Genomic DNA, 16918 nt, shown 5'->3' with positions numbered 1-16918 from the left:
TTCTGATGGGTGCACTCGTCGTTCTGGCGTTCATCCTGCCCGGCCTCGCGGTCGGGCTCGCGCTGCGGCTGAGAGGCTGGACCCTCGCGGCCGCGGCGCCGGTGCTCACGTTCGGCACCGTCGCGCTCGGCACGCTGGTGATCGGCAACCTGGGCATCGCGTGGAACCTGCTGTCCCTGGCGCTGTGGACGGTGGTGCTGACGGCCGTGGTCGGCGCGGTGACGTGGCTCGTCGCGCGCCGCACCGGCAGCGAGCCGCTGATCGAGGAGCCCCGGCGCTCGCTCGGTGAGAACCTCGTCGTCCTCGGCGGCGTCGTGCTCGGCATGGCCGTGGGCGCCGCGACGTTCCTGCGCGGCATCGGCGGCACGCTCAGCACGGTCAACCAGGACTGGGACGCGCCGTACCACGGCAACGCCATCCGGTGGATCTCCGAGCACGCCACCGCGCTGCCGTCCGCGCTGGCCCAGATCGCGAACCTGCCGGCGGGTACGAAGTACTTCTACCCCAACACCTACCACGCGCTGCTCGCCCCGCTGCTCGACAAGGCGGCGGGCATGCCGGAACTGCTGAACCTCGCGGCGCTCTCGGTCGTCCTCGCGTGGCCGCTCGGCATCGCCGCGATGGCGCTGGCGTGGCGCATGCCGCCGCTCGGCGCCGCGATCGCCGCCGCCGTGTCGACGTGGTTCACCGCCTTCCCGTACGACTCGCTGTGGCGCGGCCCGTTGTGGCCGTACGTCGCCGGTGTCGCGCTGGTGCCGGCCGTGCTGGCCATCGCCCGCAAGATCCTCACCACGCCCGGCCTCACCGGCCCGCTCGGCCTCGCGCTCGCGGTCGCCGGTCTGACCGGCCTGCACACGAGCCTCGTGTTCATCGCGTTCGTGTACCTGCTGATGCTGGCGCTGGCGCTGGTCTTCAAGTTCGAGCCGATCGACTGGCGCGTGAGCTGGAAGCCGCTCGCCATCACGGCGGTGCTCGGACTCGTCGCGGTGATCCCGGTGATGATGCCGGCGCTCGTGCAGTCCGCCGGCGTCACCGGCGCGCAGTGGGACGAGTTCGCCTCGCCTGCGGAGGGCATCGGCCAGACGCTGCTGTTCTCGCCGGTCGCCACCTATCCGCAGTGGTTCCTCGGCCTCGCGGCGATCACCGGCATCATCCTGATGATCAAGCACCGCGTGATGCTGTGGGTCGTCGCCGCGTTCGTCGTGGTCGGCGGCATGTACGCGGGTACCGCGTCGCTGAACAACGACCTGATCAACACGCTCAGCGGCCCGTTCTACAACGACGCCTGGCGCTTCGCGGCCCTGATCCCGCTCGCCGGCGCCGTCGCCGTGGGCTACTTCGGCTACAGGGTCGCCACGGCGTTGACGGCGAAGCTCGGCTCCCGGGTCAGCCCGCAGCGAGCCGCTTTCGTCGTGCCCGTCGCGTTCGGACTCGCCGGCGTCCTCGTGCTCGGGTTGCTGGGCAAGGGCGCGTACATCGGGCGCAACGCGGAACGGTTGTCGGAGACCAACAACGAGGGTGCGACCGTCACCAGGGGAGAGCGCGAGGCCTACCAGTGGCTCGCGCAGCACTCGAAGGACCGCCCGGTCGTCAACGACCGGCTGGACGGTTCCGTGTGGATGTACGCGCTGGCCGGCGTGAAGCCCGTGGAGTGGACGTTCTACGGCGCCGACGAGAAGAGCAACGCCGGTCAGATCACCTGGCACCTGCAGGACATCGACAAGGACCCGGACGTCCGCAAGGCCATTAACGCGCTCGGCGTGAAGTACGCCGTCGTCGGCGCGGGCTACGTGCGGCAGAACTCGCGGCCGGCGCCGGGGCTGATGGCCCTGGAGCGGCTGCCCGAGGTGCGCAAGGTCTACGAGAACCCGCAGGCCACCATCTACGAGTTCGTCGAGCCCGGGACCGGGCAGTCTTCCTGATCTCGTCGGTTTCGCGCCCGGCCGGGGTTGTCCCGGCCGGGCGTTCTGCTGTCCGGGGTCGGGTTGCGTTGGTCGGGTGCCGGTTCCAGCGGGGTGGGTGCGCTGGCGCGGTCGGGTCGCCTTGCGAGGGTGGTCCGTCAGGTCGGACGAAGCGCCGGGGTTGCGATTGGGGCTTGACCTCGCGCCTCTGGCGGGATGCTTGGACGGCCTTCAAAAGCCGGGCAGAAAAGCGCCCGGCCGTGCCCTCGAGGGGAGCATCCCGCCCCCTCGAGGTAAAGCCCCAATCGCCTTGGCCGGTGCCGACCGCTGCTCGGCGGCGCATAGTTCGAACGGCTCGCTTCGCATCGCCACGCCAGGCTGCGTGCGTGGCTGAGTTGCGTTGTCGGCAGTCCGGTTGGGTGCGCGCGCCGGGCCTGGGTGCGTGGTCGCCTTGCGTTGGCGACTGCGGTTGGGTGCGCGCGCCGGGCCTGTGAGGCTGGTCGCCACGGGTTAGCGAGTGCGTTTTGTTTTGTTGTCGCAAAGAAAATGCCCGGCATCCCTGAGGGTGCCGGGCATGTCCTTTGAGGACTCAGACGTAGCCGAGCTGCGTCAGCGTGTCCGCGATGATCTCGCTCGGGTGGTACTTCTCCATGATGGACGGACGGCGCAGCGTCTCGTACTCGCCGAGGAACTTCTCGAGCTTCGAGGTCTCCATGCCGGTCAGCACGATGTTCTGGCCGAGGCCCTGCTTGGTCTCGGTGCGCTCGCGGTGGATCGCGCACGGCATGCCGATGTAGGAGCACTCCTGCTGGAGGCCGCCCGAGTCCGTGACGACGAACTTGGCGCGGGCCAGGATCGGCAGGAACTGCAGGTAGCGCTTCTTCGGGCGCATGATGAAGCGCTCGTTGTCGAAGAGGTGGCCCCAGCCGTGCCGCTCGATGCGCTCCCGCTCCGGCGCGCCGGCCAGGTAGAGCATCGGGGTCTTCTCGCTGGCCTTCTTCAGCAGCTCCAGTGCCTCGCGGAACTTGTCCGTGCGGGACACGAGCTCGAAGCGGTGCAGGGTGGCGAGGCCGAACTCCTCGGGGAGGTCTTCGGTCGTGTTCGCGTTGATCGCCAGGCGCATCGCGTCGATGACGGTGTTCGCGCCGGTGTTCACGACCACGCCGCGGGCGCCGCGGAGGTTGTCGACCTCGTTCTGCGACGGGGCGAAGTGGACGTCGGTGAACTTCGTCGCGATGCGGCGGTTGAGCTCTTCCGGCAGCGGCGAGAGCAGGCTGCCCGAGCGCATTCCGGCCTCGACGTGGGCGACGCGCGCGCCCAGGAGGCGGCGGGCGATGAGGCTGCCGTACGGGGTCGTGAAGGTGTCGCCGTGCACGACCACCAGGCCGGGCTTGCCGTCCGTGGTGAGCGAGCGCCGCAGCTCCTTGCGCTGGCTCCACGCGGTCTGCGCGACGGAGAGCGCCCAGCCGGGGACCTGCTTGGGGGTCTCCAGGTTGCGGGCCTTGCCCCGCGGGACCAGCCACAGGTCGGGCTCGGGCAGCTGGAGGTCTTCGAGGACGTCGGCGACCTCGTCGAAGTGCTGCGCGGTGAACCACAGCAGCGGCTTCGTGCCGCGGGCGACGAGCGCGTGGTAGACGGGTGCCACCTTGATGAGTTCAGCGGTGGTACCTGCGATGAAGGCGATCACGGGAAGGACCCCTGAGGCTCGGGATCAAAGGACCGCCTGGATACTGTCAGGTGTGACGAGCCGGAGCAAATCCCTCCCCGACGTCCCCAGCCTCAGCATCGTGATCCCGGTCTTCAACGAGCAGGACTGGATCGGCCGCTCGATCGAGGCGCTGGTGACGTCGCTCGACCGCGCCGGTTGGCCCGCCGAGATCGTGGCGGTCGACGACGGCAGCACGGACGGCACGCCGAAGCGGCTCGTGGAGCTGACCGAGAAGTTCGGCATCACCGTGGTGAGCCAGGAGAACGCGGGCCGGTTCGCCGCGCGCCTGGCGGGCATCCGCGCCGCCACCGGTGAGCGCGTCCTGCTGCTCGACGCCCGCGTCATCATCGAGCCGGACGCCTTCCTGTTCCTGAAGGACCAGTTCCTGCGGCACCCGGAACGCAAGGTGTGGAACGGCCACATCAACGTCAGCACCGACGGCAACCCCTACGGCGGGTTCTGGGCCGGGCTGGTCGCGATCGGCTGGCGGCGCTACATGGCGAACCCGCGCCTGGTGTCGTTCGGCGCCGACGAGTTCGACGTCTACCCCAAGGGCACCGGCTTCTTCTGCGCGCCGCGGGAACTGCTCGAGGCGGCGGCGCGGTCGTTCGAGTCCCTCTTCGACGACGTGAAGCTCGCCAGCGACGACACGCGCATGCTGCGGTGGATCGCCGAGCAGGAGAACATCCACCTCACGCCGGAGTTCGCGGCCACCTACAACAGCCGCGACTCTTTCAAGAAGTTCGTGAAGCACGCGTACTTCCGCGGCACCACGTTCGTCGACAGCTACCTCGACTCGCCCGGCCCCGCGCGCAACGCGCTGTTCGCCGCGATGGCGGTCGGTGTCGTCGGGCTCGTCATCGCGGCGAAGTTCCCGAAGACGGCGCTCGTGCTCGTCCTGCTGGGCATGGTCGCGGCGGGTGCGGTGGCCCGCAGGGCCGGCGCGTCCCAGGGCCAGGCGCTGGCGGTGTCGAAGCTGCTGCCCGTCTTCGCCGCGAGCTTCGGCTCCGGTGTGGTGCGCGGTCTGTTCCTCGCGCTGAAGAAGGTCTTGTCGAGGTGACCGGGAAGACCGCGGGCCGGTCGCTCGGCACCGTCGGAATCGCGGTGCTGGTCGCGGCGGGGCTGGGCTATCCGATCCTGATCGTGACCGGCCGGGTCCTGTCCGAGGCGGACGCCGCGGTCTTCCTCACCTTCTGGGGTCTCGTCTTCGGCGTCGGCAGCACTCTCGCGCCCGTCGAGCAGGAGCTGTCCCGTCTCGCGGCGGTGGCGGACGTGGCGGGCAAGCGCGTCGGCGGAACCGCCGTGCGCACGGTCGCCGTGGCCGCCGCGGCCGTCGGGGTGTTCGGGCTGCTGGTCCTGGTGCCGCCGGTGAGCGGGCGGCTCTTCGGCGAGTACTCCGTGATCGCGCTCGTCGCCCTGGTCTCGGGGCTCGCGTTCGCCGTGCAGTTCGGCACGCGCGGCCTGCTCATCGGCTTCCACGAGGCGAAGGCGTTCGGCGGCCTCGTGGTCACCGAGGCAGCGGTGCGGATCGTGCTGCTCGGCCTCTTCCTCCTGCTCGGCCTGAACGGCGTGGTGCCGCTCGCGGTCGCCGTCGCCGCAGGGTCGTTCGCGTTCCTGCCGTTCGGCCTGCGTGCGCGCAAGCACCTCCACGTGGCCGGCGACGCCGAGCCGTGGGGTGTCGTCGCCCGGCGGATCCTGGTGCTGATGCTCAGCGCCGGCCTCACCGCGTCGGTGCTCACGGGCTACCCGGCGATCGTGAAGCTGTTCGCCACCACGCAGGGGGAGTTGGAGGCGCTCGGCGGCCTGTTCCTCGCGCTGAGCGTGGCCCGTGTGCCGTTGCTGCTGCTGTCGCCGGTACAGGCGATGGCCGTGCCGACGGTCGTGCGGCTCTCGCAGGACGAGGAGGGGCACGGAAAGCTTCGCGCCCTGTTGGTCAAAGGTTCAGCCGGGGCGTTCGGGCTCGCGGCGGTCGGCGCGGCGCTCGGCTGGCTCATCGGCCCGTGGGTCGTCCAGCTCCTCTTCGGAGCGAAGTTCGACGTCCCCGGCTGGGTCGTGGCCGGTCTGGTGTGGTCGTCGGTGCTGCTCGGCGCCGTGATGCTGCTCGCGGCCGTGCTCGTTGCGCGCACCGAGGGCGGCAAGGTGCTCGTGCTGTGGGCGGTCGTCGCGGCGCTCAGCGTGCTCGTGCTGGCGCTCGCGCCCGGTGACCTGGTGTTGCGCGCCGTGCTCGGCCTGGTGGTCGCGCCGACGGCCGGTGCGTTCGTCGCCATGGCTTTCGTGCTGCGGCCTGGTGTCCGTGCCGAAACATCCACTGGCTAGGCTCCTCGACGTGTCTGACTCTGTCGACCTGCGACGAGTGCTCATCGTGCTTCCCGCGTTGAACGAGGAGCACAACATCGAGAAGGTCATCGCCGAGGTGAAGGCCGCGCTGCCGGACGTCGGCGTGCTGGTCGTGGACGACGGCTCCACGGACCAGACCTCGCTGCGTGCCCGGGAGAGCGGCGCCAAGGTCGCGCGCCTCGCGGTCAACCTCGGTGTCGGTGGCGCGATGCGCACCGGGTTCCGCTACGCCGTGCGCAACGGCTTCGACGTCGTGGTCCAGGTGGACTCCGACGGCCAGCACAACCCGGCGCACGTGCCCGAGCTGCTGCGCGAGCTCGACCACGCGGACATCGCCATCGGCGCCCGGTTCGCGGGCAAGGGCGACTACAAGGCCCGCGGCCCGCGCCGCTGGGCCATGAAGCTCTTCGCCGTGGTGATCTCCAAGATCTCCGGTACGAAGCTCACCGACGTCACGTCGGGGTTCAAGGCCGCCGGCCCGCGCGCGGTGCGCCTGTTCGCCGCCCACTACCCGGCGGAGTACCTCGGTGACACGCTGGAGGCGCTCGTCATGGCCGCCAGGGCCGATCTGAAGATCGTCCAGGTGCCCGTGGAGATGCGCGTGCGCGCCGGCGGCACGCCGAGCACGTCGCCCGTGAAGTCCGCCGTCTACCTGCTGCGGGCCACCCTGGCGCTGACGCTCGCGCTCGTTCGCCGCAAGCCCAAGACCGGCTCCTTCGAAGCCGCTTAGGAGGCTCCCGTGTCTGCGTTCCGATTGCTGGCGATTGTGGTCGCGGCGCTCGTTCTCCTCGTCGTGATCGAAATGATGCGGCGCCGCAAGCTCCGCGAGAAGTACGCGGGAATGTGGCTGTTCGTCGGTATCGGTGTGGTCTGTTTGGGTGCGATCCCGGGCCTGCCGACGTGGCTGTCGAACCTCACCGGGATCCAGCTCGCGGCCAACTTCCTGTTCGCCGCCGCCGCGTTCACGCTGCTCTTCGTCGTGCTGCAGCTGTCGAGTGAGGTGGGTCACCTGGAAGAGGAGGTGCGCACCACGGTCGAGGAGATCGCTTTGCTGCGCTGCGAGCTGGAAGGCGTGCGCGCTGAGCTGGACAAGCGCGTCACGAACGCCGAAGAACGACTTCTCCGAGCCCAGCCCTGAATTCGGGGCACTCCGGGCGTGCAGGTAACCTCGCTTGCCGTGAGCTTCGCAGGTTATGACCTGATCGTCGTCGGTTCCGGATTCTTCGGCCTCACGGTCGCCGAGCGCACCGCGTCCCAGCTGAACAAGCGGGTGCTGGTGCTGGAGCGGCGTGACCACATCGGAGGCAACGCCTACTCGGAGGCAGAGCCCGAGACGGGCATCGAGGTGCACCGCTACGGCGCGCACCTGTTCCACACGTCGAACAAGCGCGTGTGGGACTACGTGAACCAGTTCACCTCGTTCACGAACTACCAGCACCGCGTCTTCGCGATGTACGACGGCCAGGCCTACCAGTTCCCGATGGGTCTGGGCCTGATCTCGCAGTTCGTGGGTCGCTACATGTCGCCCGAGGACGCGAAGGCGTGGGTCGCCGAGCAGGCTTCGGAGATCGACACCAAGGACGCGAAGAACCTCGAGGAGAAGGCGATCTCGCTGGTCGGCCGCCCCCTCTACGAGGCGTTCATCAAGGCCTACACGGCCAAGCAGTGGCAGACGGACCCGAAGGAGCTGCCCGCCGCGGTCATCAGCCGCCTGCCGGTGCGCTACACCTTCGACAACCGCTACTTCAACGACACCTACGAGGGTCTGCCGGTCGACGGCTACACCGCGTGGCTCGAGAAGATGGCGGACCACCCGAACATCGACGTCAAGCTGTCCACGGACTTCTTCGACGTCCGCGAGGAGATCCCCGCCGGCACGCCGATCGTCTACACCGGCCCGGTGGACCGCTACTTCGACTACTCCGAGGGCTGGCTGGGCTGGCGTACGCTCGACTTCGAGCAGGAAGTGCTGCCGATCGGCGACTTCCAGGGCACGTCGGTCATGAACTACAACGATGCGGACGTGCCGTACACGCGCATCCACGAGTTCCGCCACTTCCACCCCGAGCGCGAGTACCCGAGCGACAAGACGGTTATTGTTCGGGAGTTCTCCCGCGCCGCGGAGAAGGACGACGAGCCGTACTACCCGATCAACACGCCCGAGGACCGCGCGAAGCTGGAGCGCTACCGCGAGCTGGCCAAGCAGGAGGCCGCGGAGCGCAACGTGATCTTCGGTGGACGTCTCGGCACGTACAAGTACCTGGACATGCACATGGCGATCGGTTCGGCGCTGAGCGTGTTCGACAACAAGATCGCTCCGCACCTGGCGTCCGGTCAGGCGCTGGACGGGTCGCTGGAGGACTGAATCGCAATGCCGGGCAAGTCCAACCTCGTGCAGCACGAGGCGCCGGAGAAGCTGCTGACGCAGCGCGGCCTGTTCGCAGGGCCCTCGCAGATCGTCTCGGAGGACCTGTACGCCGAGGTGAAGCGCGGGATCGCGGACCGGGAGCGCCACCGCATGGTGGTGCACCCGAACGCCACGGTCACGATGAACACCTACTTCGGCCGGTTCCCCGCGTCGTACTGGCAGCGGTGGTGCGTGAGCCCCGAGGTGGAGCTCGAGCTCGAGGTGACCGGCTCCGGCCAGGTCTCCCTCGTCGCCTCGGACTCCGAGGGCGAGACCCGCACGGTCGCCGCGGAGAAGATCGCCGGCGCGAAGGCGCAGAAGGTGCGCCTCTCCGCGAAGATCGACAAGTTCACCGACGGCGGTGGCCTGTGGTTCGACGTGATCACCGCGGACGACTCGCTGGTCGTCGAGGGGGTCCGCTGGACGGTCGCGCCGCCGAAGACGGTGCGTCCGACCGCGGTCGTCATCTGCACGTTCAACCGCGTGGACGACTGCCTCAACACGATGGCCGCGCTGGCCTCGGACCCGGAGCCGCTGAAGCTCGTCGACACGGTCTACGTCGTCGACCAGGGCACGGACCCCGTCGAGTCGCGTGAGCGGTTCGCCGAGGTCTCGGCCGCGCTGGGTTCGAAGCTGCGCTACATCCGCCAGCCGAACCTCGGTGGTGCCGGCGGCTTCACGCGCGGCCTCTACGAGGTCACCGAGATCGACCACGCGGAGCACGCCAACGTCCTGTTCATGGACGACGACGTGCTGTGCGAGCCCGAGATCGTCATCAGGCTCACCGCATTCGCGAACCGCACGACGCAGCCGACGATCGTCGGCGGTCAGATGCTCTACCTGCTGCACCCGAACTTCCTGCACGTCGGTGCCGAGTACGCGAACCTCGACACCCTCTCGCCGGGCCAGGTCGTGGAAGGCGCGCTGTTCAACGCCGACCTCACCGGGTACGACGAGGAGACGGGCAAGCGCAACGTCCAGGACAAGCGCGTCGACGCCGGCTACAACGGCTGGTGGTCGTGCCTCATCCCGTCGGAGATCGTGAAGGCGGTCGGCTACCCGCTGCCGCTGTTCTTCCAGTGGGACGACATCGAGTACGGCTACCGCGCCCGTGCGCACGGCTTCGCCACCGTGTCGCTGCCCGGCGCCGGTGTCTGGCACGCGGACTTCCACTGGAAGGACTGGGACGACTGGCACAGGTACTTCAACCTGCGCAACGCCCTGATCACCTCCGCGCTGCACAGCCGCTTCGACCCGAAGATGATCGTGCGCGGCATGGCGAAGCAGTTCGCCACGTACATCCTGGGCATGCAGTACGGCCTCGCCGCCACGCAGCTCAAGGCGGTCGAGGACTTCCTGAAGGGCCCGGACTTCCTGGCGGACGGCGGTGTGCAGGCGGCGGCGGACATCCGCAAGCTGCGCGCCGAGTTCCCGGAGACGGTGCGGCACCCCGCGTCGGAGATCCCCGGCTTCAAGCCGGGCAGCCTGCCGATGATCACCGCCGCGCCGACGCCGAAGCTCATCGCACCGGTGTTCGCCAAGCGCCTCGTGAACCAGCTGCTCGGCAAGTCCGTGCACCAGGCCGGCGCCGTTCCCGCCGGTGACGCCGCGTGGTGGCACGTCTCGCTGTTCAACACGGCGGTCGTGACCGACGCGTCGCAGGAGGGCGTGCGGGTCCGCAAGCGGGACAAGGAACTGGCGGTGCGCCTGTCCAAGCAGGGCGCCAAGCTGTTCCGCGAGCTGTACCGCAGGGCTCCCGAGATCCAGCGCTCCTACAAGGACGCGATGGGGAAGCTCACCAGCCGCGACACCTGGTCGCGGTTGTACGACCTCTGATCCACACAACGTTCTGCACGGGCGGTCCGGATCTTCCGGGCCGCCCGCACTACTGACGGGGGAAGGTCTGTGGACCAGAACTGCGTGCTGCAGCGGGTGATCCTGCCGAGGGACTCCGACCCGCTCGACGTCCGGCCGCTGTACCTGGACGAGCCGGACACCGTGCACTGCCACGTGGCGTCCCGCCGCAGCACCACGGTTCCCCCGTCGGCGAAGGTCTCCTTCTCCACCTACTTCAACGCCTTCCCCGCCTCGTACTGGAAGCGCTGGACGACCGTCGAGGAGGTCGTGCTGCGCCTGTCGGTGCGCGGCAGCGGTCGCATCGACGTGTACCGCTCGCGGCCGTCGGGCGACATCATCCACGTCGAGGGCCACTACGTCCGCGACGCCGGTGAGTGGGCCGACGTCGAGTTCACCGTGTCGCTCAAGCCGTTCGAGGACGGCGGCTGGATCTGGTTCGACGTCTTCACCGACGAGGCGCCGCTCGAGATCCGCGAGGCGGCGTGGACCGTGCGCCGGCCGTTGCCGGAGCAGAAGGTCGCCATCGGCATGACGACCATGCGCCCGGTCGACGCCGTGATCGCGTTGCGCGCGCTGGGCGAGGACGAGGCCGTTCTCAGCGTGCTCACCAAGGTCTTCGTCGCCGACCAGGGTGCCGTGAAGGTCCGTGACACCGAGGGTTTCGCGGAGGCGGCGGCACTGCTCGGCGACAAGCTCGAGGTCATCGAGCAGGACAACCTCGGTGGCTCCGGCGGCTTCACCCGCGGCATGTTCGAGGCGATCGAGCACAGCGACGCCGACCAGATCATGTTGATGGACGACGACATCCGCCTCGAGCCGGACGCCGTGCTGCGCTCCAACGCGTTCGCCCGCGCCGCCGCCCAGCCGGTGATCGTCGGCAGCCACATGCTGAACCTGCACTCGCGGGCCCGGCTGCACAGCTTCGCGGAGATCGTCGACCTCAACACGTGCTTCTGGCGTGCGGCGCCGGGCGCGGTCACCGACCACAACTTCGCCACGGACTCGCTGCGGGAGACCAAGGAACTGCACCCGCGCGTCAACGCCACCTACAACGGCTGGTGGATGTGCCTGTTCCCGCGTGAGGTCGTGCGCCGCAGCGGCTACCCGTTGCCTCTCTTCATCAAGTGGGACGACGCCGAGTACTCGCTGCGCGCCCTGGAGCACGGCTTCCCGACGGTGTCGCTGCCGGGTTCGGCCGTGTGGCACATGCCGTGGACCGACAAGAACGACTCGACGGACTGGCAGGCGTACTTCCACACGCGCAACCGCCTGATCCTCGCCGCGCTGCACAGCCCGTACGACGTGAAGAACGGCATCGTGAAGCACGGCCTGAAGCTCACGCTGCGCCACCTGCTGTCGATGGAGTACTCGACCGTCGCCCTGCAGCAGAAGGCGATCGAGGACTTCCTCGCCGGCCCGTCGTCGTTGTTCGACTCGCTGCGCACCGCACTGCCCGAGGTGCGCAAGCTGCGCGCGGAGTACTCCGACGCGCAGACCCTGCCGTCAGCTCGCGAGTTCCCGCCGCCGACGTTCGACCAGGTGCGCGCCGAGGCCCTCCTGCAGCCCTCGCAGTCGAAGATCACCACCGCCAAGCGCGCCGCGAAGTCGTTGCTGCACAACCTCAGCAAGCCGGCTCCGGACGCCGCGGGCCGCCCGCAGATGAACGTGCCGGCCCTGAGCGCCCGCTGGTTCCTGCTGGGCAACCTCGACAGCGCGACCGTCTCCACCGCCGACGGCACCGCGGTGGCGTTCTACAAGCGCGACCCGCAGGAGTTCCGCGCCCTGGCCAAGCGGGCGGCCCGCAACTACCGCCGCCTCGGCCAGGAGTGGGACCAGCTCAAGCGCGTCTACCGCGACGCCCTGCCGGAACTCACCTCGACGGAATCGTGGCGAAAGGTATTCGAGCGCTGACCGCCCCCTCCTTCCCAAGGCAGACACACGGCCTTGGGAGGGAACCGTGGCTACAACGCTCAGCTTCATCGCGCACCCGGACGACGACCTGCTGTTCATGAACCCGGACATCGCCTGCGACGTCTGGGACGGGAACGACGTCTGGGTCGTGTACCTCACGGCGGGCGACATCCCGCAACGCCCCGGCGCCGCGTACGGCGGAATCCAGTACACGGAGATGCGCCTGGACGGCGCACGCGCCGCCTACGCGCGCACAGCCGGCGTGGCCAACGAGTGGTCGTACGAACAGATGACCTTCGGTGGCCACCCGGTGTCCACGAACAGGCTCGTGGGCACCAAAGTGCGAATCGTCTACACGTACGTCCACGCCGCCGCAGGCCCGGAGGACAACTTCGGCGACCTCTGGCGCCTGCTCACCGTGCCGGGCTTCCGGGCCCAGCCCATCGACGGCCGCCCCTCGTACACCTGCGACGGGTTCACCGGCATGCTCCGCGGCCTGATCGACGCCACGGCCCCGGACCTCATCCGCACGAGCAGCTCCGTCGGCCACCGCGAAGGCGACCACGTCGACCACACGGCAGGCGCCATCCTCGTGGCCGACGCGGACACCGACGACGCCCGGCGAACCCTGGTCCGCCGCTTCGAGTACGACGGCTACAAGGTGCTCGGCTTCCCGGAGAACGTCCACGGCTTCCTGCGAGACCAGAAGACCGCGATCTGGGACGCGTACTGGCCGCACGACCCGGAGCTGAACGCCTGGAGCTGGCGCGGGGCGCTGAGCAGGCGGTACCAGCCGGACGGGCGGGTGTTCCACCCCGGCTCGGTGTGGGTGCCGCCCGCGGACTTCGCCAGTTCGGTGGCCTGAGCGCCCTGCGCGGTGCCGCTCACCCCTTGATCCCGGTCTCCGCCACCCCGCGCACCAGCCACCGCTGCATCGCCACGAACACGATGACCAACGGCGTGATCGACACCGCCGCCGCCAGGAACAGCTCGTGCACGTTGATCGACTGAGCCGTGAGGAACGTCGACAACGCCACCTGCACCGTCCAGGACTCCTGGTCCTGGGCGATCACCAGCGGCCACAGGAACTGGTTCCACGAGGTGACGAACGCGATCACGCCGAGGGCGGCGAAGAACCCGCGCGAGTTCGGCACGACGACCCGCCAGAACGTGCCCCAATGCCCGAGGCCGTCGATCCGCGCGGCCTCTTCCAGTTCCCGCGGGAAGTTCAGGAAGTACTGCCGGAACAGGAACGCCGTGAACCCGCTGAACAGCCCCGGGATCACCAGTCCGCGCAGGTCCGACACCCACCCGAGGGTCGACACGACGACGAACGTGGGCACGAACGTCACCGCCGCCGGGATCATCAGCGTCGCGACGACGAAGTAGAACACCACACCCGAGTACCGGTAGGGGATTCGTGCGAGCCCGTACCCGGCCAGCGAGCACAGCAGCAGCTGGCCAAGAGTCTGCAACACCGCCACCACCAGCGAGTTCACCATGCTGCGCACCAACGGCACGGCCGGGTCGGAGAACAGCTCGGCGAAGTTCTCCCACCGCACCGAGGACGGCAGGAACGTCCAGGAAGCCGCGCTGAGCTCGGCCTCTGACACCAGGCCGTTGCGCACCACCAGGTAGAACGGCACGAGGAACAGCACGGCCGCAATGCTCAAAGCCAGGTACCGCAACGCCTTCACCGCCGCACCACCCGGCCCTGCAGCAGCGTCACGCCGACGATCAGCAACGTCAGGATCACCGCACCGGCACTGCCGTGCCCGAAGTCCTGCCCGCCGCTGCCCAGGGCGGTGTAGTAGAGGTAGATCAACGGTGGCCGCGCGAACGGCGGGTAGCCGCGGTCGGTGCCGAGGACGTTGTAGAACTCGTCGAAGGCCTGGTAGGCGCCGATCAGCAGGAGCAGCAGCACCGCCACCGAGGTGGTGCGCAGCTGCGGCAGCGTGACGAACCGGAAAGCCTGCCAGGAGCGGGCACCGTCCAGGGCGGCTGCCTCGTACAGCACGGCCGGGATCCGTTGCAGGCCGGCGATGAACAGGATCATGTAGAAGCCGAGCTGCAACCAGAGCCGCAGCGTCACGAGCACGAGCCAGTACCAGGGCGGCGACGTGGAGACCGTCCACGCGATCGGATCCGCGCCGAACCAGCCCAGCACGGTGTTCGCGAGACCGGAGCGCAGGCCGTTGAAGATCGACAGCTTCCACACCAGCGAGGCGACGACGTACGAGCAGGCCGTCGGCAGGAAGAACACCGAGCGGAAGAACGCCTGCATGAAGCTGATCCGGCTGACCAGCAGGGCCAGCACCAGGGCCAGCACGAACGTCAACGGCACGATGAACGCCGCGAACGCGCTGAAGGTGCCCAGGCTCCTCAGGAACGGCCCGTCGGTCAGCATGTCCGCGTAGTTGCGCAGCCCGACGAACTCCACCGGCGTCACCGTGTTGCGCGCGTCGAAGAACGATAGCAGCACGCTCCACCCGATCGGCACGTACACGAACACGAGCAGCCCGGCGGCGAACGGTCCCACGAAGAGCCAGAAAGCGCGAGCGTGACTCATCCGTACAGGCGCTTCAGCTCGTCCCGGACCACTCCGGCCGCACTGCGCAGTTCCGCGTCCGCGGGCGCTCCGTCGCGGACCACGCGGGACACGGCGTCGTTGAACGCGGTCCGCATCACCGAGGTCCAGTCCGGCGGGTTGGACGCCTTGGCGTTGTCCCGCACGAACTTCACCGCGTCCGCCGCGGCGCCCGAGGTGAGCTTCGCGGCCTTGTCCGAGATGCTCTTGCGCGGCGGGATGTGGAAGCCGTAGCTCAGGTTGAAGTCCTCCTGGTAGTCGGTGCGCTCGATCCACAGCCAGCGCACGAACTCCTTGGCCTCGTCGATCCGCTTCGACTTCGCGTTGACCATCGCGCCGAACGCCCCGACCGGCACGCTCGCCCTGCCGCCGGCACCCAGCGAGGGGAACGGCAGCACGCCGAAGTCGTCGCCGAGCGCCTTCTGCACCGCCGGGACCGCCCACAGACCGGTCCACTGCATGGCGACGAGGCCCTGCGTGAACGCGTCCGGCTCCGCCCAGTCCTTCACCGCGCCCAGCAGCAGGCTGCCGCTCGTGTAGAGGTCGCGGAGCTTGCCGATCGCCTTCGCCGCCGAGGGGTCGTCGAAGCCGACCTGGCGGTCGCGCACGTAGTCGAGGCCCGCCGACCACAGCGCGGGGCCGCCGAGCACGCCGCCACCGCCGTCGTTGCCGGCGAAGAGCCCCTTGACGCCGCCGGTGCTCAGCCTGCGGGCCGCGTCGAGCAGCTCGTCCACAGTGGACGGTGGACGCACACCGGCCCGGTCGAGCATGCTCTTGCGGTAGAACAGCATCTGCATGTCCACGGCCTGCGGGATGCCGTAGATCTTCCCCTCGACGGTGTGCGTCTCGAGGATGGACGCGGAGAAGTCGGTCTTGGCGTCACCGAAGAGGTCGTCGAGCGGCACGAGCTGGCCCGCCCTGACGGAGCTGATCTGCGGCGTGGACTCGAAGACGTCCGGCCCGCCGTCGGACAGCAGGCTCGTGGCGAGCTTCGAGTCGTAGTCGCCGGGGTTCCACTGCACGTCGACCGGGGTCTTGGTGAACGCCTCGGCGTAGCGCTCCACGGCCTGCTGCACGCCGGGTTCGCCGTACGCGTGGTACCACTGCTGGAGGGCTGCGCCGCTGCCGCCGCGGCCGGTGTTCGATCCGCACGCCGCGAGCAGCGCGCTCGCACCGGCCAGGGAGAGGAGTCTGCGTCGGGAAATCACCCGTCCCGTCTTACTCCGATCACCTCGCGTGCGCGAGTGGTTACCCGAAGTGGCCGAAGGGCGGGACTCCGGGGAGTCCCGCCCTTCGAACGAACCGGCTCACTTGCGGAAGAAGCGCTCCCGCTGGCCGAGGCGCACGAGCTTGATCCACTCGACGAACGCCTTCGGGTCCCGCTTCACCGCGAGGAAGTACAGCCCGAACCGGAACACCTCGAGCGCACCGAGCTTGCGCATGCCCGGCTGCGACAGCAGGTACCCGCGGTTGCGGTAGGTGTAGTAGCGCTTGATCGGGTTCTCCGGGTCCTGGGCGTGGAACTTGCCGCCCAGCATCGGCTTGAACTCGTCGGAGCCGTCCGGGTGCACGTACGCGACCCGCAGCGACGTGCCGAACGGCAGGCCGGACCGCACCATGCGCCGGTGGATCTCCACCTCGTCGCCGCGGAAGAACAGCCGGTAGTCCGGCACGCCGACGACGTCGAGCGTCGAGGCCCGGAACAGCGCGCCGTTGAACAGCGACGCGATCCCCGGCAGGAAGTCGGTCCCGAGCTCGGCGGCCGAGCGCTTCCACGTCAGGCCGCGGCGCAACGGGAACGCGAGCTTCTCCGGGCTGTCGATGTTCGTGACGACCGGGGAGATCTCCGCGAGCTTGCGCCGCTCCGCCTCCTCCAGCAGCACCGCCAGGACGTTCTCGTCGGCCGGGCGGCCGTCGTCGTCGGCGAGCCACACCCAGTCCGCGCCCAGCGAGAGGGCGTGCAGGATGCCCAGCGCGAAGCCGCCGGCGCCGCCGAGGTTGCGGTGCGACGGCAGGTAGGTCGTGGGGAGCGGGCACTGCTCGACGAGGTCGTTGACCGGCTGGTCCGGACCGTTGTCGACGACGACCAGGTGGTCGGGCACGCGCGTCTGGGTCGCGAGGGCCTTCAGCGACTCGGCCAGCAGGTCCCTGCGGTGGCGGGTGACCACCACGGCCACCACGGAGCCCTTGGGCAGTGCCTCGAGGTTCAC

At 69.2% G+C, this 16918-nt stretch carries 14 protein-coding genes; 9 read left to right on the top strand and 5 right to left on the bottom strand.

Going from position 1 to position 16918, the window contains the following annotated elements; translation table 11 throughout:
- Positions 1-5: 5 nt before the first annotated feature.
- Complete coding sequence (locus L6E10_RS00205) at positions 6-1922, top strand: DUF6541 family protein (protein WP_236215740.1); 1917 nt, start codon at positions 6-8, stop codon at positions 1920-1922.
- A gap of 568 nt (positions 1923-2490) precedes the next feature.
- Here the strand turns inward: L6E10_RS00205 and L6E10_RS00200 are convergent.
- Positions 2491-3588: a UDP-N-acetylglucosamine 2-epimerase gene (locus tag L6E10_RS00200; RefSeq protein ID WP_236215739.1), complete on the bottom strand. Its 1098-nt coding sequence runs from the start codon at positions 3586-3588 to the stop codon at positions 2491-2493.
- 52 nt (positions 3589-3640) lie between these two features.
- Here L6E10_RS00200 and L6E10_RS00195 point away from each other — a divergent pair, with 52 nt between their 5' ends.
- From L6E10_RS00195 to L6E10_RS00160, 8 genes are all read left to right on the top strand, one after another.
- On the top strand, positions 3641-4669 hold the full coding sequence (locus L6E10_RS00195; protein ID WP_308102636.1) for a glycosyltransferase family A protein: 1029 nt from the start codon (positions 3641-3643) through the stop codon (positions 4667-4669).
- Positions 4666-5925, top strand: coding sequence for a lipopolysaccharide biosynthesis protein (locus L6E10_RS00190; protein ID WP_236215737.1), 1260 nt, complete (start codon positions 4666-4668; stop codon positions 5923-5925). The genes L6E10_RS00195 and L6E10_RS00190 overlap by 4 nt, the downstream gene beginning before the upstream one ends.
- A gap of 10 nt (positions 5926-5935) precedes the next feature.
- Positions 5936-6676, top strand: coding sequence for a glycosyltransferase family 2 protein (locus tag L6E10_RS00185; protein ID WP_236215736.1), 741 nt, complete (start codon positions 5936-5938; stop codon positions 6674-6676).
- Positions 6677-6685: 9 nt separating this feature from the next.
- Positions 6686-7084, top strand: a complete 399-nt coding sequence (locus tag L6E10_RS00180) for a DUF2304 domain-containing protein (protein WP_236215735.1) — start codon at positions 6686-6688, stop codon at positions 7082-7084.
- Positions 7085-7123: 39 nt separating this feature from the next.
- Entirely contained in the window at positions 7124-8311 is a 1188-nt protein-coding gene (glf, locus tag L6E10_RS00175; RefSeq protein ID WP_236215734.1) for a UDP-galactopyranose mutase, read from the top strand.
- Positions 8312-8317: 6 nt separating this feature from the next.
- Positions 8318-10189, top strand: coding sequence for a glycosyltransferase (locus L6E10_RS00170; RefSeq protein WP_236215733.1), 1872 nt, complete (start codon positions 8318-8320; stop codon positions 10187-10189).
- A gap of 69 nt (positions 10190-10258) precedes the next feature.
- Positions 10259-12121, top strand: a complete 1863-nt coding sequence (locus tag L6E10_RS00165) for a glycosyltransferase (protein ID WP_236215732.1) — start codon at positions 10259-10261, stop codon at positions 12119-12121.
- 46 nt (positions 12122-12167) lie between these two features.
- Positions 12168-12986, top strand: coding sequence for a PIG-L family deacetylase (locus L6E10_RS00160; RefSeq protein WP_236215731.1), 819 nt, complete (start codon positions 12168-12170; stop codon positions 12984-12986).
- 19 nt (positions 12987-13005) lie between these two features.
- Here the strand turns inward: L6E10_RS00160 and L6E10_RS00155 are convergent, their stop codons facing one another.
- From L6E10_RS00155 to L6E10_RS00140, 4 genes are all read right to left on the bottom strand, one after another.
- The gene (locus tag L6E10_RS00155) at positions 13006-13818 is read right to left on the bottom strand and encodes a carbohydrate ABC transporter permease (RefSeq protein WP_374235391.1); all 813 of its coding nucleotides are present in this window, start codon (positions 13816-13818) and stop codon (positions 13006-13008) included.
- On the bottom strand, positions 13815-14690 hold the full coding sequence (locus tag L6E10_RS00150) for a carbohydrate ABC transporter permease (protein WP_236215730.1): 876 nt from the start codon (positions 14688-14690) through the stop codon (positions 13815-13817). Before L6E10_RS00150 ends, L6E10_RS00155 begins: the two co-directional genes overlap by 4 nt.
- Entirely contained in the window at positions 14687-15916 is a 1230-nt protein-coding gene (locus tag L6E10_RS00145; protein WP_236215729.1) for a sugar ABC transporter substrate-binding protein, read from the bottom strand. The genes L6E10_RS00150 and L6E10_RS00145 overlap by 4 nt, the downstream gene beginning before the upstream one ends.
- A 99-nt stretch (positions 15917-16015) precedes the next feature.
- The gene (locus L6E10_RS00140; RefSeq protein ID WP_236215728.1) at positions 16016-16918 is read right to left on the bottom strand and encodes a glycosyltransferase; all 903 of its coding nucleotides are present in this window, start codon (positions 16916-16918) and stop codon (positions 16016-16018) included.

It is taken from the genome of Lentzea sp. CC55, from assembly GCF_021056325.1.
GTDB lineage: Bacteria > Actinomycetota > Actinomycetes > Mycobacteriales > Pseudonocardiaceae > Lentzea > Lentzea jiangxiensis.
The sequence above is the reverse complement of the archived record's forward strand: the minus strand, read 5'-3'. Positions and strand labels throughout refer to the sequence as shown.